Origin of the sequence: Streptomyces sp. WMMB 322, from assembly GCF_900090145.1 — a bacterium.
GTDB lineage: Bacteria > Actinomycetota > Actinomycetes > Streptomycetales > Streptomycetaceae > Streptomyces.
On record NZ_FMHI01000017.1, the window covers coordinates 39150 to 58867 of the forward strand.

At 70.6% G+C, this 19718-nt stretch carries 18 protein-coding genes; 10 read left to right on the forward strand and 8 right to left on the reverse strand.

From position 1 onward, the window contains the following. Positions 1-6: 6 nt before the first annotated feature. A complete protein-coding gene (locus H180DRAFT_RS22825; RefSeq protein WP_055488006.1) occupies positions 7-366 on the reverse strand; it encodes an NADH-quinone oxidoreductase subunit A in 360 nt (119 codons plus the stop codon). A gap of 880 nt (positions 367-1246) precedes the next feature. Between H180DRAFT_RS22825 and H180DRAFT_RS22830 the strand changes: the two genes are divergently transcribed. Beyond that, positions 1247-2014, forward strand: coding sequence for a C40 family peptidase (locus H180DRAFT_RS22830; protein ID WP_055488007.1), 768 nt, complete (start codon positions 1247-1249; stop codon positions 2012-2014). A gap of 299 nt (positions 2015-2313) precedes the next feature. Here the strand turns inward: H180DRAFT_RS22830 and H180DRAFT_RS22835 are convergent, their stop codons facing one another. Next, positions 2314-3597, reverse strand: a complete 1284-nt coding sequence (locus H180DRAFT_RS22835; RefSeq protein ID WP_055488008.1) for a geranylgeranyl reductase family protein — start codon at positions 3595-3597, stop codon at positions 2314-2316. A gap of 218 nt (positions 3598-3815) precedes the next feature. Between H180DRAFT_RS22835 and H180DRAFT_RS22840 the strand changes: the two genes are divergently transcribed. Beyond that, a complete protein-coding gene (locus tag H180DRAFT_RS22840) occupies positions 3816-4361 on the forward strand; it encodes a putative immunity protein (protein ID WP_175437812.1) in 546 nt (181 codons plus the stop codon). Between the two features lie 85 nt (positions 4362-4446). Here H180DRAFT_RS22840 and H180DRAFT_RS22845 read toward each other — a convergent pair whose 3' ends face one another. From H180DRAFT_RS22845 to H180DRAFT_RS22855, 3 genes are all read right to left on the reverse strand, one after another. Continuing rightward, entirely contained in the window at positions 4447-5139 is a 693-nt protein-coding gene (locus H180DRAFT_RS22845; protein ID WP_055488010.1) for a demethylmenaquinone methyltransferase, read from the reverse strand. 79 nt (positions 5140-5218) lie between these two features. Then, complete coding sequence (gene mqnC / locus H180DRAFT_RS22850) at positions 5219-6415, reverse strand: cyclic dehypoxanthinyl futalosine synthase (protein WP_055488011.1); 1197 nt, start codon at positions 6413-6415, stop codon at positions 5219-5221. 93 nt (positions 6416-6508) lie between these two features. Beyond that, a complete protein-coding gene (locus H180DRAFT_RS22855; RefSeq protein WP_055488012.1) occupies positions 6509-7381 on the reverse strand; it encodes a menaquinone biosynthetic enzyme MqnA/MqnD family protein in 873 nt (290 codons plus the stop codon). 286 nt (positions 7382-7667) lie between these two features. Between H180DRAFT_RS22855 and H180DRAFT_RS22860 the strand changes: the two genes are divergently transcribed. Then, positions 7668-7871, forward strand: coding sequence for a cold-shock protein (locus tag H180DRAFT_RS22860; RefSeq protein ID WP_028432886.1), 204 nt, complete (start codon positions 7668-7670; stop codon positions 7869-7871). Between the two features lie 644 nt (positions 7872-8515). Beyond that, complete coding sequence (locus tag H180DRAFT_RS22865) at positions 8516-9220, forward strand: hypothetical protein (RefSeq protein WP_055488013.1); 705 nt, start codon at positions 8516-8518, stop codon at positions 9218-9220. Positions 9221-9472: 252 nt separating this feature from the next. Here H180DRAFT_RS22865 and H180DRAFT_RS22870 read toward each other — a convergent pair whose 3' ends face one another. Further along, positions 9473-9976, reverse strand: coding sequence for a hypothetical protein (locus H180DRAFT_RS22870; protein ID WP_055488014.1), 504 nt, complete (start codon positions 9974-9976; stop codon positions 9473-9475). A 366-nt stretch (positions 9977-10342) separates the two neighbouring features. On the opposite strand from H180DRAFT_RS22870, the gene H180DRAFT_RS22875 reads away from it, so the two are divergent. The 6 genes from H180DRAFT_RS22875 (at position 10343) to H180DRAFT_RS22900 (ending at position 17014) form a co-directional block, all read left to right on the forward strand. Next, complete coding sequence (locus H180DRAFT_RS22875; protein ID WP_055488015.1) at positions 10343-11287, forward strand: TetR/AcrR family transcriptional regulator; 945 nt, start codon at positions 10343-10345, stop codon at positions 11285-11287. Between the two features lie 139 nt (positions 11288-11426). Continuing rightward, positions 11427-12314, forward strand: a complete 888-nt coding sequence (locus H180DRAFT_RS22880; protein ID WP_055488016.1) for a beta-keto acid cleavage family enzyme — start codon at positions 11427-11429, stop codon at positions 12312-12314. Between the two features lie 244 nt (positions 12315-12558). Next, complete coding sequence (locus H180DRAFT_RS22885) at positions 12559-13548, forward strand: 3-hydroxyacyl-CoA dehydrogenase NAD-binding domain-containing protein (RefSeq protein ID WP_055488017.1); 990 nt, start codon at positions 12559-12561, stop codon at positions 13546-13548. Between the two features lie 236 nt (positions 13549-13784). After that, positions 13785-14273 (forward strand): thioesterase family protein, encoded by a 489-nt coding sequence (locus H180DRAFT_RS29310; protein WP_055488090.1) that lies wholly within the window; start codon positions 13785-13787, stop codon positions 14271-14273. 349 nt (positions 14274-14622) lie between these two features. Continuing rightward, positions 14623-15558 (forward strand): TauD/TfdA dioxygenase family protein, encoded by a 936-nt coding sequence (locus tag H180DRAFT_RS22895; RefSeq protein WP_055488018.1) that lies wholly within the window; start codon positions 14623-14625, stop codon positions 15556-15558. Positions 15559-15769: 211 nt separating this feature from the next. Next, positions 15770-17014, forward strand: coding sequence for a lipase family protein (locus tag H180DRAFT_RS22900; protein WP_079100332.1), 1245 nt, complete (start codon positions 15770-15772; stop codon positions 17012-17014). A gap of 94 nt (positions 17015-17108) precedes the next feature. Here the strand turns inward: H180DRAFT_RS22900 and H180DRAFT_RS22905 are convergent, their stop codons facing one another. Beyond that, positions 17109-17576, reverse strand: coding sequence for an ASCH domain-containing protein (locus H180DRAFT_RS22905; protein WP_055488019.1), 468 nt, complete (start codon positions 17574-17576; stop codon positions 17109-17111). A gap of 215 nt (positions 17577-17791) precedes the next feature. After that, the gene (locus tag H180DRAFT_RS22910; protein WP_055488020.1) at positions 17792-19714 is read right to left on the reverse strand and encodes an AMP-dependent synthetase/ligase; all 1923 of its coding nucleotides are present in this window, start codon (positions 19712-19714) and stop codon (positions 17792-17794) included. Positions 19715-19718 lie beyond the last annotated feature (4 nt).

Consider the following 19718-nt stretch of genomic DNA (forward strand, 5'->3'; position numbering starts at 1 on the left):
CTGCCCCTAATCCCATTCCAGGCCGCCGCGCCGCCAGTCGTAGGCGTACGCGACGCCGATGAGGGCGACGAAGACCAGCATTTCGGCAAGGCCGAAGATCCCGAGGGAGTCGAAGTGGACCGCCCACGGGTAGAGAAAGACGATTTCGATGTCGAAGACGATGAAGAGCATCGCCGTCAGGTAGTACTTGACCGGGAATCGCCCGCCGCCGGCCGGCTGCGGAGTCGGCTCGATGCCGCACTCGTACGCCTCCAGCTTGGCCCTGTTGTAGCGCTTGGGGCCGATGACCGATGCCGCGACCACCGAGAAGATCGCGAAGGCCGCCGCGATGGCTCCCAGTACAAGGATTGGCGTGTAGGCGTTCACCGCTCCCCGCTCCTTCCAGTCGACCCTGGGACCCTCCCGGACCGGTGGGCCCAGTGGGACCGTCGACGCTGACTGCCGGCTGTCCGCCGGGCGAATGTCCTGCCCCCACGAAGATCGCTTCTATGTGAGGCAGTTCACAAGCCCCTGCGGGAGGCATCCTATGCCCGGGCCCTGTGATCTGCGACACGGGGTCCCGTCAGGAGTTTGTGATCTCCACCACCCGGGGCCGAAACCGCACGTCAGAGGGGGTGTGGATCTCCAAGTGCGAGGGCCCGCGCAGCCCTTCGCCGCACGGCCGGGAAAGCGGCCGAACGGGCAGCGCACACGCCCCGTCGCCGGGCTGCGGGCACAGCCGGCGGATCCGTCCCGACAACGCCCGGACCGGCAGGACCGATACACGAAAGAGACCCCTGCGCAGCGTGAGCGAGACCTCCGGGCGGCGCCCGGAAGGCACTCCCCGGTCCGGCCGGCACCCCTCGGCGGGATTCCGTCGGCGGACCGCTTGTGAACACCGGAACAAAGCCCCCGGTCCGGCCGCTTTCTTCACGCTCCACACACCACCTCCTCGACACCCAAAAGGCATGACAGGGGTTCAATCGCCCATTCATGAACAGAATTGACGGTGGCGATGTGACCTGCACCACAGGCTCGGCTGGCAGCTCCTGCCACCTTTGCGCGGCGGGCACAAGAGGTGATATGCGCCAGATCAATGCGCGCAATCCGGACAACTGCGTGGTCACGGGCCCGTAGTTGGGCGTCCCGTCGTGACCGGACCGAGACCTTTGAAGATCAACTCGTTCCCAACTGGGCGAATACGGACTCACTGTGGCGCATCGCACCTTCTTTGAACGGATCATCCCGGCCCTGCTATCCATGCCTCATGTCCCGGAACGCTCACATACCCAGACACCGCAAACCGCGCACGACCAGCGGCTTGAACAAGGCGCTGCGTGCGGGTGCGACGGGCGGCGTCATGGGCACGGTCGCCCTGACCACGGCGATTTCGCCGGCCTCCTCGGCAGCCGAGAAGCACGACAAGGCCGCCGACACCGCCGAGATGGCTCTGGTCAGCCACTCCGTAGAGGGGTCCACCACCAGGGCAGCCGACTCGCTCAAGACCAACGCCCTCCAGCGCGAGGTGACTCAGGCCGAGACCAAGGCGGCCAAGAGCGCACAGACCACCGCGCACAAGGCCAAGCAGGCCGCCGAACGCAAGGCGGAGGCCGCGCGCAAGAAGGCCGCCGAGGAACGCGCTTCGCGCAGCACCGAGCGCACCGCACTCTCGGCCCCCAGCGGCAACGTCGCCGGACTCATCAGCTTCCTCAAGGCCCAGGTCGGCAAGTCCTATGTGCTGGGCGCCAGCGGGCCTTCCTCCTACGACTGCTCCGGTCTGACCCAGGTCGCCTTCAAGCAGCTCGGTGTCAGCCTGCCGCGCACCTCACAGGCGCAGTCCACCGAGGGCACCTCCGTCTCCCTGGACTCGCTGCAGAAGGGCGACCTCCTCTACTGGGGCGGCGCCGGCAGCGCGTACCACGTGGGCGTCTACGTCGGCGACGGCAAGTTCATCGGCGCGCAGAACTCCTCCACGGGCGTCGTCGAGAAGCCCCTGGACTACGACCCGCCCACAGGGGCCGTCCGCCTGCTCTGACAACTCCCCGTCCCACACGGCACGAAGAAGGGGCCCGCCCGTTGAGGCGGGCCCCTTCTTCGTGCGTCGGCCCGGTATGTCCGGAGCGCGTCCACACGGTGTGCCCGGCGTGCGGACGCACGGCTGCGTGTTCGTCGTGCCCCGGTCGGACGACCTGCCGGGCGGCGAGGACGGGGCGCCTCCGCGGGCCCGGCAGCCTGATTCGGCTCTCGGCGCCCCGTACGCGCCCGGCACCGGACGGAGGCGGCCCCGGGGGCGCGGGGGCGCCGGACCGCCGCGGGAGGGCCGCAGCGGTCGCGCTACGCGCGCGGAGCGACCTTGCTGAGGCCGTTGATGACCCGGTCCATCGCGTCGCCGCCCGACGGGTCCGTCAGATTCGCCAGCATCTTCAGCGCGAAGCGCATCAGCAGCGGATGGGAGAGGCCGCGTTCGGTGGCCACCTTCATCACCTTCGGGTTGCCGATCAGCTTCACGAACGCGCGGCCCAGCGTGTAGTAGCCCCCGTAGGTCTCCTTGAGGATCTTCGGGTAGCGGCGCAGGGCCAGTTCGCGCTGCGCGGGCGTGGCACGCGCGTGCGCCTGGACGATCGTCTCCGCGGCGATGACGCCCGACTCCATGGCGTACGCGATGCCTTCGCCGTTGAACGGGTTCACCAGGCCGCCCGCGTCGCCGACGAGCAGCAGACCGCGCGTGTAGTGCGGCTGCCGGTTGAAGGCCATGGGGAGCGCGGCACCGCGGATGGGGCCCGTCATGTTCTCCGGGGTGTAGCCCCACTCCTCCGGCATGGACGCCGTCCACGCCTTGAGGATCTCCCGCCAGTCCAGCTCCTTGAAGTCCTCCGAGGTGTTGAGGACGCCGAGGCCGACGTTGCTCGTGCCGTCGCCCATGCCGAACACCCAGCCGTAGCCGGGCAGCAGGCGGTCCTGGGCCCCGCGCCGGTCCCACAGCTCCAGCCAGGACTCCAGGTAGTCGTCGTCGTGGCGCGGCGAGGTGAAGTACGTGCGGACGGCGACGCCCATCGGACGGTCCTCGCGCCTGTGCAGGCCCATCTTGAGGGAGAGGCGCGTGGAGTTGCCGTCCGCGGCGACGACGAGGGGCGCGTGGAAGGTGACCGGGGTCTTCTCCTCGCCCAGCTTGGCGTGGACACCGGTGATGCGGCCCGCGGAGTCCAGGATCGGCTCGCCCACGTTGCAGCGCTCGTACATGCGGGCGCCGGCCTTCTCGGCCTGCCGGGCGAGCTGCTCGTCGAAGTCGTCCCGCTTGCGCACGAGTCCGTAGTCGGGGTAGGTGGCCAGCTCCGGCCAGTCGAGTTCGAGGCGCTGTCCGCCGCCGATGATGCGCAGACCCTTGTTGCGCAGCCAGCCGGCCTCCTCGGAGATGTCGATGCCCATGGCGACGAGCTGCTTCGCGGCCCGCGGCGTGAGGCCGTCGCCGCACACCTTCTCCCGGGGGAAGGCGGTCTTCTCGAGGAGCAGCACGTCCAGGCCGCTGCGGGCCAGATGGTAGGCGGTGGTGGCCCCGGCGGGGCCGGCACCTACGACGATCACATCGGCGGTCCGCTCGGAGGTGACGGTGTCAGTCACAAGGACTCCCGCAAAGGCTGGGTACTGGGCAGTCGCAGTCTATGAGGCCGTGCCGGGACGTCCTGCACGCCCCTTCGAACGGGCTCCCCGCCGGCGCCGCACGGACACCTCACCGGCGCTTCCGCCCCGCCGGCACTGTGTGGCCCCGGCTCCGGCCCCGGCAGCGGCCCCGGCACACCGGCACACCGGCACACCGGCACACCGGCACACCGGCAAGAATGTCGCACGTGCCGACCGGACCGGGCGACTTCGAGCTGACGATGGACGAACTGCGGGCCGTGGCCCGCTACGCAGCCGCGAGCGCGCAGGAAGTCCTCCACCTCTACGAGGACGCTCAACCCGAGGACGCGCGGCCCCGCGCCGCCGTCGAGGCCGCATGGACCTTCGCGAACGGCGCTCCACGGACAAGGCTTCAGCGCGTCGCCTCGCTGGACGCGCACCGTTCGGCGAGAGACGCCACCGGCGAAGCCGCCGTCCATGCCGCGCGTGCTGCGGGCGACGCGGCGGCCGCTGCGTACCTGCATCCTCTTGCGAAAGCGACCCAGGTCGGCCACATCCTGCGGGCGGCCGCAAGCGCGGCGCGGGCAGCCGAGTTGCACGCCGGCGACGACCCCGCCGTGGGGGACGCGGTGATCCGGCGAGCCCGGCAGCGCGCCACGCCCGTCCTCATCGACGTCCTCGGCCGCTACCCCCTCGCCCCCACGGGAAGGAGCCGCGTCGCACACCTGATGAAGTCCCTGGACAGCTCACTGCGAAGGCCGTAGTGCGGGACTCCGCGCCGCGCCGCCGTGCGCCCGCCCCTGCGTGCACCCGGCGGGCAGGAGCGTCAGGTGGCCCTGACGGGCGCTCCTAGGGACGTACGCCGCGGTGCAGGGCCACCACACCGCCCGTCAGATCCCTCCAGGCCACCTTCTCCCAGCCCGCCTGCTGGAGTTGGCGCGCGAGCGCGGGCTGGTCGGGCCAGGCGCGGATCGACTCGGCGAGATAGACGTACGCGTCGGGGCTGGAGGAGACGGCCCTGGCCACCGGAGGCAGGGCCCGCATCAGGTACTCGCTGTAGACGGTGCGGAACGGCGCCCAGGTGGGGTGGCTGAACTCGCAGATGACCACGCGGCCGCCCGGGGCGGTGACGCGGTGCAGCTCCCGCAGGGCGCCGTCGGTGTCGTGCACGTTGCGCAGCCCGAAGGAGATCGTCACGGCGTCGAACACGCCGTCGCGGAAGGGCAGTCGGGTCGCGTCGCCGGCGGTGAACGGCATCCAGGGGAGCCGCTTCTTGCCCTCCTTCAGCATCCCGAGGCTGAAGTCGCAGGGCACCGTGTACGCGCCCGCCGCCGCGAACGGCTGCGACGAGGTGCCCGTCCCGGCGGCCAGGTCCAGCACGCGCTCACCCGGCCGCGCGTCGACGGCACCGGCGACGGCCCGCCGCCACAGCCGTGTCTGCCCGAGGGAGAGCACGTCGTTGGTGATGTCGTACCGCGCGGCGACGTCGTCGAACATCGCGGCGACTTCGTGCGGCTGCTTGTCCAGGGATGCGCGGGTCACGTCCCCATTGTGGCCCGTACCGCACGGCCACGCGCCGCCGGGGGCGCGCAGCGGCGGCCGGGGACCGCTCCGGCGGGGACTACTTCGCCTCGATCAGGTTGAGTTCGGGATGCGCGCTGCCGCCCTCGATCGCCGTCGAGGAGAAGTGGGAGACGACGCGGTCGTCGGAGGGGTCGTCCGCCGGGTCCTCGTGGACGACCAGATGCTCGTACGTCGTGCTGCGCTGCGCGGGGACCCGGTCCGCGGAACGGATCAGTTCGAGCAGCTCCATCCGGTTCGAGCGGTGCCTGGCGCCCGCGGAGGAGACCACGTTCTCCTCCAGCATCACCGAGCCGAGGTCGTCGGCGCCGTAGTGCAGGGAGAGCTGACCGACCTCCTTGCCCGTCGTGAGCCAGGAGCCCTGGATGTGCGCCACGTTGTCGAAGAAGAGCCGCGCGACGGCGATCATCCGCAGGTACTCGAAGAGCGTGGCCTGCGTCCGGCCCTTCAGGTGGTTGTTCTCCGGCTGGTACGTGTACGGGATGAAGGCGCGGAAGCCTCCCGTGCGGTCCTGCACGTCGCGGATCATCCGCAGGTGCTCGATCCGCTCGGCGTTGGTCTCGCCGGTGCCCATCAGCATCGTCGAGGTCGACTCCACGCCGAGGTTGTGGGCGGTCTCCATGATCTCCAGCCACCGCTCGCCCGACTCCTTCAGCGGCGCGATGGCCTTGCGCGCCCGCGCCGGAAGCAGCTCGGCTCCGGCGCCCGCGAAGGAGTCGAGGCCCGCGGCGCTGATGCGGCGGATCGCCTCCTCCGGGGTGACGCCGGAGATCTTCGCCATGTGCTCCACCTCGGAGGCGCCGAGCGAGTGGATCACGAGCTGCGGGAAGCGCTCCTTGATGGCGGCGAAGTGCTCCTCGTAGTACTCCACCCCGTAGTCCGGGTGGTGGCCGCCCTGGAACATGATCTGGGTGCCGCCCAGTTCGACCGTCTCGGCGCAGCGGCGCAGGATGTCGTCGAGGTCGCGCGTCCAGACGTCGTCGCTCTTCGGCGAGGCGTAGAAGGCGCAGAACTTGCAAGCGGTCACACACGAGTTGGTGTAGTTGATGTTCCGCTCGATGATGTACGTCGCGATGTGCTCGGTGCCCGCGTAGCGCTTGCGCCGGGCGGCGTCGGCCGCCGCGCCCAGGGCGTGCAGCGGCGCCGATCGGTAGAGGTCGAGCGCTTCCTCGGGGGTGATACGGCCGCCCTCGGCGGCGCGGTCGAGAACGGCCTGACGGTCGGCGGTTTCGGGCACCGGGGCGTCCCTCCGGGGGTGGCTGGCGGCATTCCTTTGCCAGGCCAGCGTACGCCAGGGGCGTGTGGCGGCTTCGGCCAGCGCCCCCGGGCCTCAGCGCCCGGCCGGCTCGTGCAGCAGGTCGACGCGCACGTCCGCGGGATAGTCGCCGGTGGCGGCGGTGCGGCGCACGAACTCGGCGACGCCCTGCAGCTGCCGGTCCGCGAGGCGGAAATCGAGGGTGGTGAAGTACCGCTCCAGCACCGGTGGTTCGAAGACCTCCCAGCGCGCGGCGTGCTCGGCGACCTTGGCGACCTCCTCCAGCGCCAGGTCGCGGGAGGAGAGGAAGCCGCGGTGGACCTCCTCCACCGTCTCCGGGTGCCTCGCGAGGTAGTCCCGGCGAACGGCCCACACCGCCATGACGAACGGCAGGCCCGTCCATTCCTTCCACAGCTGCCCCAGGTCGTGGACCTCGAGGCCGGGCTCCGGAAGGTTGCGCAGATACGCGCGGAGCCCCAGGTCGCCGATGACGACGGCGGCGTCGGCCTCGCCCATCATCCGCTCCAGGTCCGGCTCGCACGTGAAGTAGTCGGGCCGCACACCGAAGCGCTCGGAGAGCAGCAGCCGGGCCAGCCGTACGGACGTGCGCGAGGTGGAGCCCAGCGCGACCTTCGCTCCGTCCAGCCGCTCCAGCGGCACCCGCGAGACGATCTCGCACGACATCACCGGACCGTCGCAGCCCACCGCGATGTCCGGAAGCGCGACGAGCTGATCGGCGTTCCTGAGGAATTCGACGAGTGTGACGGGGCCGATGTCCAGATCCCCGTTCACCAGCTGGTCGCTCAGCTTTTCGGGGGTGTCTCTGGTGAGGTCCAGATCGAGCAGGGAGCCGGTGTGAACAAGGCCCCAGTACAGCGGGAGGCAGTTGAGGAACTGGATGTGCCCCACACGCGGGCGGGATCTGGCAACAGTCGGGAACTCAGTCACACTCCGGAGCGTACGCCGCAGCCCGGGACGGGCCCGCACAGCCCCGGCCCGGGGGCACGGGCCCGACCCCCAGCAGGCGGGCGCGGGGGAAACGCCGCAGCGCACGGCCGAGATCGTCCGCCCTTCCGCGCCACGCGGCACCGTGCTAGGCTCGCAGCAAGTTGCAGTTTGGTTTCCTTGCAGTACAGAGCCTGCGGAGCATGTGACCGCGGGCTCTCGTCGTTTTCAGAGACTTCTTAGCGGGGTTCTGGGAGCAGGGCGACCCTTATAGGCCCAAGGAGGGCTTATGGCTACCGGAACCGTCAAGTGGTTCAACGCTGAAAAGGGCTTTGGCTTCATCGCCCAGGACGGCGGCGGTCCCGATGTCTTCGTCCACTACTCCGCGATCAACGCGACTGGCTTCCGCTCCCTGGAGGAGAACCAGCTCGTGAGCTTCGACGTGACCCAGGGTCCGAAGGGGCCGCAGGCGGAGAACGTCACCCCTCAGTGACCTGAGTCGTAACACCCAAGGAGCCCCTGCCGGACTTGCCGGCAGGGGCTCCTGCCGTGCGGTGCGGCTGCGGCTGTGCGGCGCCGTCCCCTTGTTGCCCGCGTCCTCCCCGTCCTCCGCGTCCCCGCGCTCCCCCGTCCTCCCCGTCCCCGTCCTCCGCTCAGGGGCGGCCCGCGGGTCCTGGACCCCGGTGACCCCGGAAGGGCGGCGGGGGGCCGTGCGCAGCCGGGGAGAGAAGGGCGGGCCCGGGCCGGCTGCCGTGCCGTCCGCCCCCTCACAGTCCCCGGGCGAACCCCTCGCGCGGTCGCCGCGATTGCCACCGAATACCCCCGCATGTACGGAAGTTGCCCTGCTCAGGCTCTGTACGTGTGTGCTAAAAGTGCATCCGCCCCGGGGGCAAATTGTGGCCGCCGCAGTACCGTCAGTCAGGCACCGGGTTAAGGGGACCATCGGGAACGCTCGGAGCACGGGAGCTGCTCATGCTGACCACATGCCCGCACTGCGGCACCAGATCGCCGGCCACGGCCGACGCTTGCGCGGGATGCGACCGCGCCCTGTATCCACTCACGGCGCCACCGCCGCCACCACCGTTCAAATTCCGCACCAGGACGAACTATGTCCGGCTGGGTATCACCCTGGGCGTCATGGCTCTCCTGGTCGGAGCGGGCACGTCCTCCGGGATTCTGATGAACCGCGAGGACGCCCGGGACAACCGCGCGGCGGACAATCAGGTCTCTCAGTACAAGATGGTCGACACGGGGGCCTCCCCCGAGCCTTCGGTGACGTCCGACGCCCCGTCGCCGAAGCCCAAGAAGAAAAAGACCGAGTCGCCCAGCCCCACCACCAGCAAGCCGGCCACCAGCACACCCCCGAAGCCCAAGCCTCCCAAGGAAACCCCCGGTGACGGCCTGCCGGACGGATTCCACACCGTCGTCGACGAGAAGGGCTTCTCCCTTGCCGTGATGGACGGTTGGGAGCGCAGGGAACTGAGCCCCAACCAGATCGGCTATCTGCCGCCGACCGGTGACGAGTACCTCCACGTCAGCGAGTTGCCCAGCGCACCGAGAGCCTCTTTCATCAACTTCCTGGAGATGGAGAAGGCGATGCAGGGGACCAACGGCTACGAGCGGATCAGCCTTCAGCACGTCACGTTCCAGGGACACGCGGGCGCGCGCTGGGAGTTCGTCTACACGCCGGACTCCGGCGAGACGATGCACGTCGTCCAGCAGGCGTACATCGACGACGAGGGCACCGAGTACACGATCTACTTCGAAGCCAGGCACCGCCTCTGGGACTCCGAGAAGGAAAAGGTCTTCAGCACGGCCCTCGACACCTGGAAGCAGCCTTAGCGAACACCTGGCGACAGCCCTGGAGAGCGACGGGAACAGCGAGAACGGGTGAGGGCACGACGGCCGGCCGAAGGGAGCAGGTTCCAAGTCCCTCACGGTCAGGGGCGGTTGACCATTCCCCCAGGTCAACCGCCCCTGACGTCTCAGCACCGTGCGAGCGCCTCGCGGGGCCTCAGCCTCACACCGCTCGCGCGAGCGCCCGGCCGGCGGCGGCGCGGGGGCCCGGCCCGGCGGCGGACGGGCGTCCGCGCGCTACTTCAGAACGCCGCAGTTCGAGCCGCTGTTGTAGTACTCCTCGTCACCGATGACACCGCTCCACTCGATGCAGTGCCCGGCCCCCTCCGCCACGTACACCGGGCCCGCGTACGAAGTGAACTCGCCCTCGTCGACGACCGGTCGGGTCTCCTCGTCGTCGAGGAGCACGCGAACGGATGCCGCCATGTGAATCGGATCGTCCTTCGCGTTGCGCACCGTGACGACGCAGTTCTTGCCGGTCCTGGAGTTGTACGTCAGGAAGACGGTGCCCAGGTCGGCGATACCGGCGGAGTTCACCACCGAGTACCCGGCGCCGCACGCCCCGTTGTAGGCCGCCTTCGGTGCGGGGCTCGCGGCACCGGCGGTTGCACCCGCCGTGGCCGCACCCGGCGTCGCGCCGGTGGCCGTCGTCGCCGCGGAGGCGGCGCCCGCGGTCGCCAGCAGGCCGGTGCCCGCGACGAACAGGGTGACGGCTGCCAGGGCTGCACTCTTGGAACGCATAACTGTTCCCCCAGTCATGGTCGTTGGTCTTGCCCGGTCGTTGGTCGTCGATCGTTTCGGTCGATGGTCGGTCGATCGTTTCGGTCGATCGGGATCAGCGGCGTCCGCAGTCCACCCAGGGAGACCTGTCAGGCGGTGCGGGGGTTGTACACCGATCCCGGACTGACCGGCGGACGTATCCCGGGCGGACCGGCGGGCGTGGGGCCTGTCCGGCACATCTTCGGTGGTGCCGATGGCACCGCGAGTAGGTGTTGCGCTACTGACCGGCACACCAGTCAGCATCACAACACCTATCTGCCTGCACTTTTCCAGGAAATCGAAGAAGTATAGTTGCGTTTTTCTCAACGCACTCGTACTGTGACGCACATGCAGCAGGAACCGGCCGGCAGGGTCGCGGACGCCGTCGGCGACGTCTCGGCACGCGTACGGCAGGTGATCGGCCAAGCCGGTTGCAGCCAGCGGGAGTTCGCGCGGCGGATCGTCATGGACCCCTCGAAGCTCTCCCGCTCCCTGGGCGGCAGCCGCCGCTTCACCGTCGCGGAACTGGCACGCATCGCCGACGCGGGCAACGTGGACGCCGCGTGGCTGCTGGGTTCGGGTGCGGGCGGTGCAGGAGCACGCACCGGCTCGGGGCGGAGCGACGGCCACGGGGGCGACAGCACCGTCCACGCGGCGCCCGCAGGTGGCAGGCCGCTGCAGATCGTCCGCGAGACGGTGCGTCTCGTCGCCGAATCCGGCTTCCACGCCGTCCGCGTCTCCGACATCGCCGAGGCCTGTGAGACGAGCACCGCAGCCATCCACTACCACTTCCCCGGCCGTGCCGATCTGCTCGAGGCCGCCATCCGCTGGTGCATGGACGAGGACACGGCTCGCCGTGCCGCCCGCACCGCCGAAGCCGGCGACGCGGCGGACGAACTCCGCCAGTTGATCGAACTGCAGATCCCCTCCAGCGCGCAGCAGCGCCGGCAGTGGCTGGTCTGGCTCGACCTGTGGGCGGAGGCGGCCCGTTCGACCGCCGTGGGGCAGCTGCACGTCGACTACTACCGGCAGTGGCGCACGACCGTCGCCGACGTGATCCGACGCGGCATCGCGCAGGGCGTGTTCCGCGAAGTGGACCCGGAGTCCGCAGCCCTGCACCTCACCGCGCTCATCGACGGTCTCGCCGCCCAGGCACTGGCCACGGCCCCTTCCCCGGGGGATTCCGGCCAGAGCGACGGCGTGGCCTCCGGCCAGGGGAACGGCGTCGAGACCATGCGGGCCGTACTCCTCGCCCACGTCGGGACGGAGCTCGCCGCGAAGCCCGCCCCGTAGCCGGGGCACCGCACCCGCAACGAGCGTCCGTAACGAGCCCCCATACCGAATACCGAGTCCCGGTCCCCAGTCCCCGTACCGAGCCCCCGTACAGAGTCCCAGTCCCGTCAGGTCCCAGCAGCGGAGGAAGACCATGCCCATGAACGACTCCGTCATCATCACGTGCGCGCTCACCGGCGCCGGCGACACCGTCGGCCGCAGTCCGCACGTCCCCGTGACTCCCGAGCAGATCGCACGCTCCGCCGTCGAGGCCGCGGAGGCGGGCGCCGCGGTGGTGCACATCCACGTGCGCGACCCCGAGACCGGCGCGGGCGCCCGCGACCCCCGCCTCTACCGGGAGGTCGTGGAGCGGATCAAGGAGACCGGCACCGACGTCGTCATCAACCTGACGGCGGGCATGGGCGGCGACCTCGTCATCGACCCCGAGAACCCGCTGACACACCTGCCCGGCACCGACCTCGTCAGCGGCGTCGAACGGCTGCCGCACGTCGAGGACCTGCTCCCCGACATCTGCACCCTCGACTGCGGCTCGCTCAACTTCGGCGAGGGCAGCAACCTCTACGTCTCCACGCCGGACATGCTGCGCGCGGGCGCCAAGCGCATCCAGGAGCTGGGCGTGCGGCCGGAGCTGGAGATCTTCGACACGGGCCAGCTGTGGTTCGCCAAGCAGCTTCTGGCGGAGGGACTGCTGGACGACCCGACCGTCTTCCAGCTGTGCATGGGCATCCCGTGGGGCGCACCGGCGGAGCCCGGCGTGCTGAAGTCGATGGTCGACATGCTGCCGGAGGGCGCGCAGTGGGCCAGCTTCGCGCTCGGGCGGATGCAGATGCCGTGGGCGGCGCAGTCGATCCTGTTCGGCGGCAACGTACGTGTCGGCCTGGAGGACAACCTCTACCTCAGCAGGGGAGTCAAGGCGACCAACGGCCAACTCGTCGAGCGTGCGGTGCAGATCACCGAGCTGCTGGGCGCGCAGGTCGCCACGCCGGACCAGGCCCGCGAACGGCTCGGGCTGAAGCCCCGCGCCTGAGCTGCCCCGGCGACGCGCGGCTGCCGCGCCGGGAGCACAACTCCCGGTTTCAGGACGGACGTTCGACCGACCGGAGCAACTTCCGGGCCCAGTACCGCCGTTCGGCTCCCGGAGCACCAAGCCAACCCCCGTTCCCGGGACCGGCGTTCGGCCCCGTCGGCGCCGGCTGCTCCGTCCCCAAGCCTCCTCTCCCCCCTTCCCACAGCGGACTTCCCGCAGCAGAGACCGTGAGGACACCACCACCATGACCGCACCCTCCCCCGGCGCGTTCGCCGCCGCCTGCCCGCCCGAGGCCGTGCGCCGCGTCGCCTGCGTCGGTGCCGGCGTGATCGGCGGCGGCTGGGCGGCGCACTTCCTGGCCCGTGGCTACGACGTCACCGCCTGGGATCCGGCGCCCGACGCCGGAGAGAAGCTCCGCCGCCTCGTCGACGCCGCCTGGCCCGCCCTGGAGCAGCTCGGCCTCTCCGAATGCGCGTCCCCGGCACGGCTGACCGTCGTGCCCGGACTCCGGGACGCCGTCGCCGACGCCGATTTCGTGCAGGAGAGCGCACCGGAGAAGCTGGAGCTCAAGCGCTCGCTGCTGGCGGAACTGGACGCCGCCGCCCGGCCGGGCGTCGTCATCGCCTCCTCCACCTCCGGCTATCCCATGACCGACATGCAGGGCGAGGCCGCGGACCCGGGGCGGCTGCTGGTCGGCCACCCCTTCAATCCGCCGTATCTCATCCCGCTCGTCGAGGTCGTCGGCGGCGAGTCGACCGACCCGGGCGCCGTCGAGTGGGCGTCGCGTTTCTACGAGCTGGCGGGCAAGTCCGTCATCACGATGGACCGCGAACTGCCGGGCTTCATCGCCAACCGCCTCCAGGAGGCGCTGTGGCGCGAGGCGCTGCACATGGTCGCCAACGGCGAGGCGTCCGTGCGCGACATCGACGCCTCGATCACCGAAGGCCCAGGGCTGCGCTGGGCGTTCATGGGGCCCTGCCTCACGTTCGCGCTCGCGGGCGGTGAGGGCGGGATGGCCCACATGCTGGACCACTTCGGTCCGTCGCTGAAGTCGCCATGGACGAGGCTGGAGGCACCGGAGCTCGACGCGCCGCTGCGTGATGCCATGGTCGAGGGCTGCGAGGAGGCGGCCGAAGGCCGCTCCATCGCCCAGCTCGTCGCAGAGCGCGACCAGGGAGTCATCGACGTGCTCCGGGCGACGGGCCGCCTGCCGCAGGGCAACGGCGGGCACTAGGACCGAGGAGAAGCGACAGCCGAGGGAGAGAGCACGTGAGCACCGATCAGGGCGAGACGACGGAGGCGCAGGCAGCGGCCCGGAGCGGGCCGCCGGCCGGGCAGCCGGACGAGGGGGCCGCGACCGCACCGGTTCCGGGCGCCGATTCCGGCTTCGGTTCCGGTTCCGGTTCCGATACCGATTCCGGTTCCGGTCCCGATACCGATTCCGGCTTCGGTTCCGTACACGGCGGACCGATCCCGGATCACACGGCGACGGTGCGTCCGGAGTGGATCGACTACAACGGCCACATGAACGAGGCGTTCTACGTGCTCGTCTTCGGGCACGCCACGGACGCCATGATGATCGAGACCGGCATGGGCCAGCAGTACCGCGGGGAGAGCGGATGCTCCCTGTACACCGCGGAGGCCCACGTCCGCTATCTGCGCGAGGTCACCGAGGGCACCGAACTCACCGTGCGGACACGGATTCTGGGCGTCGACGCGAAGAAGGTGCGGCTCGTGCTGGAGATGCGCGCCGCGGACCGGGCGGAACCCGTGGCGACCTCCGAGCTGCTGATGATCCACGTCGACCAGGCGGCGGGCCGCGCCGCGCCCTTCCCCGACGCGGTACGTGAACGCTTCGAGTCGCTGACGGAGAAGGAGCCGGAGTGGGCCGGACGCTCCATCGGCCCCGTGCCCAGGACTCAACCCGGGCGCAAGGCCCAACCCGGGCCCAAGTCGTAGCTCCTGGGCGCCGGTCACGACTCCGGCGCCCCGCCTCGGGGCAGGGCGCGGCGGTCCCCTGCCCACGGGGCAGGTGCGTCGCTGCACGGCGTCCCACATGTGCGTCCGCATCGCGGGCGTGCGTTGACGTCACCGAGCCGCCGCACACAGAATACGGTCATGATCCTCCGCACCCGTACCGCCGCCCTCGGACGCTTCTGCGTGCCGTGGCGGCGCGGGTGTGAGCGGTCCGGTCGATAGCGCTTCCGCCTCGCGCACGCACGCGTGGCAGCGCATGCACGCGTGGCACAAGCGGGCGTGCGCACGCCGACTTCCCCCGCGGACCGCCGACTTCGAAGGATCACCACCCATGACCGTCACCTCCTCACCCACCCCTGTCCTGCGTGACGCCCGCGTCCCCGCCGACGGCATGTACGAGGGCCGCCGCACGCTGCACCGTCTGCCGGAGGGCACTGACGACCTGCCCTACGAGCTCTTCGAACTCGTGCCGCAGGGCCGCATCATCGGCGCCGAGGTCCGGGGCGTCGACCTTTCCCTGCCGCTCACGCCCGAGCTGCGCAAGGAGCTGAACAGGGCTCTCCTGGAGTGGAAGGTGCTCTTCTTCCGCGGCCAGGGCCTCAGTTCACAGCAGCAGCGCGAGTTCGCCGCGAACTGGGGCGAACTGGAGACCAACCCGCTGCTGGCGCGCGGCTCCTCCGCCGAGGTCGTCCGGTTCGAGAAGGGCGGCAACGGCGCGCCGACCTTCGAGAACGTCTGGCACGCGGACGTCACCTTCCGCGAACGGCCCGCTCTCGGCGCCGTGCTGCAGCTCCACGAGGTGCCGCCCGTCGGCGGCGACACCATGTGGGCGGACATGGCCGCCGCGTACGACAACCTCCCCGACACGGTGAAGGCACGCATCGACGGTGCGACTGCCGTGCACGACTTCATCCCGGGATTCGCCCGCTTCTACGGCCCGGAGAAGCTGGTCCCGATGCAGGAGCAGTTCCCGCCCGTCGAACACCCCGTTGTGCGCAGGCACCCCGAGACCGGCCGCCGGATGCTCTTCGTCAACACCTCGTTTACGACACACATCGTGGGCATGGACCGCGACGAGAGCGACCGTCTGCTCAGCTTCCTCGTCCGGCAGGCGCACGTGCCGGAGTACCAGGTGCGCTTCCGCTGGCAGGCGGGCGACATCGCCTTCTGGGACAACCGCGCGACGCAGCACTACGCGGTCGACGACTACGCGCCGCACCGCAGGGTCGCGGAACGCGTCGCGATCGCCGGCGACCGGCCGTTCTGACCGCCGGGGCCTCGAAGTGCCGTCCGGCCTGCGGCTGGACGGCACTTCGGGACACTCCTGCCGCTTCGTCCTCCCGTGACGTGACCGCCCGCGGGAGTACAACGTTGTCTCATGCGTGCGCACTTACTACGCGACCCCTTCCCGAGATACTGACGGGTCAGTACGTTCCATCCCAACGAGCCCAGCTCTTCGAATCGTTGGGAGACCCCCCATGCAGATCCCCATCCGAAGAAGAGGCCCTCGTACCGGAGGAGCCAGAATCAGAGCGGTCATCGCGGCAACGGCGGTGACCGCTCTGTGCGTTTCGGGCGGCGCCGCCGCTCCCGCCGCCGCGGCGACGGGTGACGCGTCAGCCGCCGCACCGCACGGCGCCGCGGCGGCCGGACAGCCCGGTGACGTCGTCAGCGCCGAACCGAGCGAGTTCCAGGTCTTCCCGGGCGTACCGGTCCCCACGCACGCCTGGACGATCCAGTACAACTCGACCGACGCGAAAGGGAAGTCCAACACCGTCTCCGGCACCGTCCTGATCCCCAAGGACAACCGGGAGGGCCCGCGTCCCCTGCTGACCTACGCGGTGGGCACCGTCGGGATCGCCGACCAGTGCGCGCCGTCCGTGAACTTCCCGGTGGGCAAGACCAAGGAAGCCCCGCTGATCGAGGGGGCGTTGCTGCGCGGCTGGGCCGTCGCCGTCACCGACTACGAGGGGCTGGGCACACCGGGCACGCACACCTACACCGTCGGCCGGGCCGCCGGCACCGCGGTGCTGGACGCGGCACGCGCGGCGCAGCGGCTGCCCGAGGCACAGGAGAAGGGCGTCACGCAGGACTCGCCCGTCGGCATCATGGGCTACTCGCAGGGCGGGCAGGCCAGCGGCTGGGCGGCGGAACTCGCCTCCTCCTACGCCCCCGAGCTGAAGGTCAAGGGCACCGCGAGCGGCGGCGTCCCGGCGGATCTGCCGAAGGTCGCTGAGTACAACGACGGCGACGAGGACGCCGGGCTGGTGCTGATGTCGGCCATCGGCCACGACGCCGCGTACCCCGAACTCGGTCTGGACGGCTACCTCAACGACGAGGGCAGGCGGATCACCGGGATCATGAAGGAGGGCTGTCTCGCCGAGGCGCAGGAGGCCGGCGCGAACAAGTCGGTGGAGGACGTCACCACCAAGGACCCCAATCAGGAACCGGACTGGCAGCAGCGCCTCGCCGAGGACAAGCTGGGCACGAAGGCACCGGGTGCGCCCGTGTACCTCTACCACGGTGAGGCCGACGAGATCATTCCGTACGACGTCGGGAAACAGCTGCGCGCCGACTGGTGCGCCGAGGGCAACACCGTCGAGTGGACGAGCTTCCCGCTGTCCCCGCACGCGGCCACGGCGGTCCTCGCCTCGATCCCGGCGATGAACTGGCTCTCCGACCGCTTCAAGGACGAGCCCACGCAGGGCGACTGCGGCGGCTGAGCCCGCCCCAAGCCCTCCGGGCAGGGATCGCCGCCGACGCGGAGCACCGCCCGGGAGGGATCTCCGGCCCCGCCGGCCTGCGCGCGAGCGCACGTCAGCGGGGCCGGTAGCCGGGGATTCCCTCGATGAGGCGGAAGCGCTCCAGGACGACCTCGGTCGCGTCGTCGACGGTGAACTCCGGGTCGCCGAGCGCCGTGCGCATCTCGGGGCTGTGCCAGAACTCCTCGTGGGCCGAACGCCAGGAGGCCAGGGACTCGTGGCCCTCCCCCTCGTCGCGTGCGTGCGCGAGGTCCACCTCCGACAGCGCGACGACGCGGACATCCGTGATCTCGACGACGCCGACGGGAGTCGCGGCCGAGTCGATCACGACGGCCCGGGAGCCGGCCTCGGGCAGCGGCTCGCCGTCGTGCCGGTACTCGCGCAGCAGGCTCGTGGTCGCGGTCTTGCGGCCCTGGAGTACGGCGGCGACGAGTTCTTCACGCAGCGGCCCCGGGAAGCCGAATTCGACGCGCGGCAGCGAGGCGTGCTCCTGGGAGAGCGCGGATTCCGATGAGGAGGTCATGCACTCACCCTAGGTGTGCTGTTCGGCACGTCGGCGACGGGCGCGGGCGACGGGAGCGGCCTCAGGCGCCGCACCGCAGTGCCGCGGGTGCGGCCCCGTCCGTACGAACGCGAGGCCCCGTCCGTACGAACGCGGGGACCCGTCCGTACGAACGCAGGGACCCGTCCGTACGAACGCGGGTACGCGGCCGGGCCGAGTGCCGGCGCCGGCCCGCGTCACCGGTCGTAGAGCTGCGCGATCTCCCGCTCGAAGTCCCGCACGATCGCCGCCCGTTTCAGCTTCAGCGACGGCGTCAGATGCCCGCCCTCCTCCGTGAAGTCGTGCGGGAGGACCGCGAAGCGGCGGATCGACTCGGCGCGCGAGACCATCCGGTTCGCCTCGTCGACCGCCTGCTGGAGGTTGGCGAGCAGATCGCCGTCCTCGACGAGCTGTTCGGGAGTGAGGTCCTGCTTCTTGTGCATCTGCTGCCAGTGCGCGAGGCCGTCCGGTTCGAGGGTGATCAGCGCGGTGATGTACGGACGGTCGTCGCCGACGACGAGGCACTGGCTGACGAGCGGATGCGCGCGCAGCCAGTCCTCCAGGGGTGCCGGGGCGATGTTCTTGCCGCCGGAGGTGATGATGAGGTCCTTCTTGCGGCCGGTGATCGTCAGATAGCCCTCGTCGTCGAGGGTGCCGATGTCCCCCGTCGCGAACCATCCGTCGTCCCCGGTGTCCGGGACGGCGGCGTTCCGCCGCGGGTCCCAGTAGCCGCCGAAGACGTGTGCCCCCTTCAGCAGCACCTCCCCGTCGTCGGCGATCCGCACGGCCGTACCCGGTACGGGCCAGCCGACCGTGCCGAGGCGGGGCTTGAGCGGCGGGGTGCAGGTGGAGGCGCCGGTGGTCTCCGTCAGCCCGTAGCCCTCGAACACCGAGATCCCGGCGCCCTCGTAGAACGCGGCGAGACGCGAACCGAGAGGCGAGCCACCGCTGATGACGTAGCGGCAGCGCCCGCCGAGGGCAGCGCGGATGCGGCGGTAGACCAGCAGGTCGTACAGGCCGCGCGCCGCCTTCAGAGCGGGACGGGGACCGCTTCCGCGTCCGTGTTCCTGTTCCTCGACGGCCTCGCCGTAGCGGCGGGCGATGCGCGCGGCGCGGTCGAAGGAGGAGGCGCGGCCCATCTTCTCGGCCGTGGCGCGTCCGGTGTTGAAGACCTTCTCCAGCACGTAGGGGATGCCGAGCAGGAACGTCGGCCTGAAGCCCGCGAGATCGGCGAGGAGTTCCTCGGTCTGGATGCTCGGCGCGTGCCCGAGCCGTACGCGCGCCCGCATGCACGCGACGGCGACCATCCGCCCGAAGACGTGCGAGAGCGGCAGGAACAGCAGCGTCGAGGCCGGGTCCTTGCTGACGGACTTGAAGACGGGGTGCAGCAGTTCGATGTCGTTGTCGATCTCGGCGAAGAAGTTGCCGTGGGTCAGGACGCAGCCCTTGGGCTGGCCCGTCGTGCCCGAGGTGTAGATGAGGGTCGCGATGTGCCCCGGTCCGATGAGTCCGCGCCGCTCGGCGACGGCTTCGTCGTTCAGGTGCCGGCCCTCTCCCGTGATCTGGGAGAGCGCACCGGTGTCGAGCTGCCAGAGGTGTTCGAGGGCGGGCATGGCCTCCCGCTCGGCGGCGAGCAGCCGCGACTGCTCGACGTTCTCCACCGCGCAGCCGCGCGCCCCGGAGTGCTGGAGGATGTAGCGGGCCTGCGCGGCGGAGGACGTCGGGTAGATCGGCACGGTGACGAGCCCCGCGGCCCAGCCGGCGAAGTCGAGCAGGGTCCATTCGTAGGTGGTGCGGGCCATGATGCCGATGCGGTCCCCTGCTTCGAAGCCGAGACCGATGAGGCCCTTCGCGAGGTTCAGGACCTCCTGTGCGAACTCGGAGGCGGTCACGTCCCGCCAGGTTCCGTCGGGCTGCTTCCGGCTGAGCACTGCTTCGAAGGGCGCCTCGACGGCGTTGTTGAAGGGGATGTCGCCGAGTGAGCCGCTCGTGACCGCGGGTGCGAAGGGCGGCATGACGACCTGCCGTACGACGCCGTCCACCACCTCCTTCTCCGGCTCGACGAGCGTGGGGCCCGCGGATGCGGGCGCCGGGACTGGGCTGGCGGGCTGGGTCGTCACGAGC

Coding starts and splice junctions, on each gene's coding strand:
- H180DRAFT_RS22860 (WP_028432886.1), top strand. CDS start 7,668: ATGGCTACCGGAACCGTCAAGTGGTTCAACGCTGAAAAGGGCTTTGGC.
- H180DRAFT_RS22900 (WP_079100332.1), top strand. CDS start 15,770: ATGCAGATCCCCATCCGAAGAAGAGGCCCTCGTACCGGAGGAGCCAGA.
- H180DRAFT_RS22885 (WP_055488017.1), top strand. CDS start 12,559: ATGACCGCACCCTCCCCCGGCGCGTTCGCCGCCGCCTGCCCGCCCGAG.
- H180DRAFT_RS22895 (WP_055488018.1), top strand. CDS start 14,623: ATGACCGTCACCTCCTCACCCACCCCTGTCCTGCGTGACGCCCGCGTC.
- H180DRAFT_RS22840 (WP_175437812.1), top strand. CDS start 3,816: ATGTCGCACGTGCCGACCGGACCGGGCGACTTCGAGCTGACGATGGAC.
- H180DRAFT_RS22880 (WP_055488016.1), top strand. CDS start 11,427: ATGAACGACTCCGTCATCATCACGTGCGCGCTCACCGGCGCCGGCGAC.
- H180DRAFT_RS22875 (WP_055488015.1), top strand. CDS start 10,343: ATGCAGCAGGAACCGGCCGGCAGGGTCGCGGACGCCGTCGGCGACGTC.
- H180DRAFT_RS22830 (WP_055488007.1), top strand. CDS start 1,247: ATGTCCCGGAACGCTCACATACCCAGACACCGCAAACCGCGCACGACC.
- H180DRAFT_RS22865 (WP_055488013.1), top strand. CDS start 8,516: ATGGCTCTCCTGGTCGGAGCGGGCACGTCCTCCGGGATTCTGATGAAC.
- H180DRAFT_RS22905 (WP_055488019.1), bottom strand. CDS start 17,576: ATGACCTCCTCATCGGAATCCGCGCTCTCCCAGGAGCACGCCTCGCTG.
- H180DRAFT_RS22870 (WP_055488014.1), bottom strand. CDS start 9,976: ATGCGTTCCAAGAGTGCAGCCCTGGCAGCCGTCACCCTGTTCGTCGCG.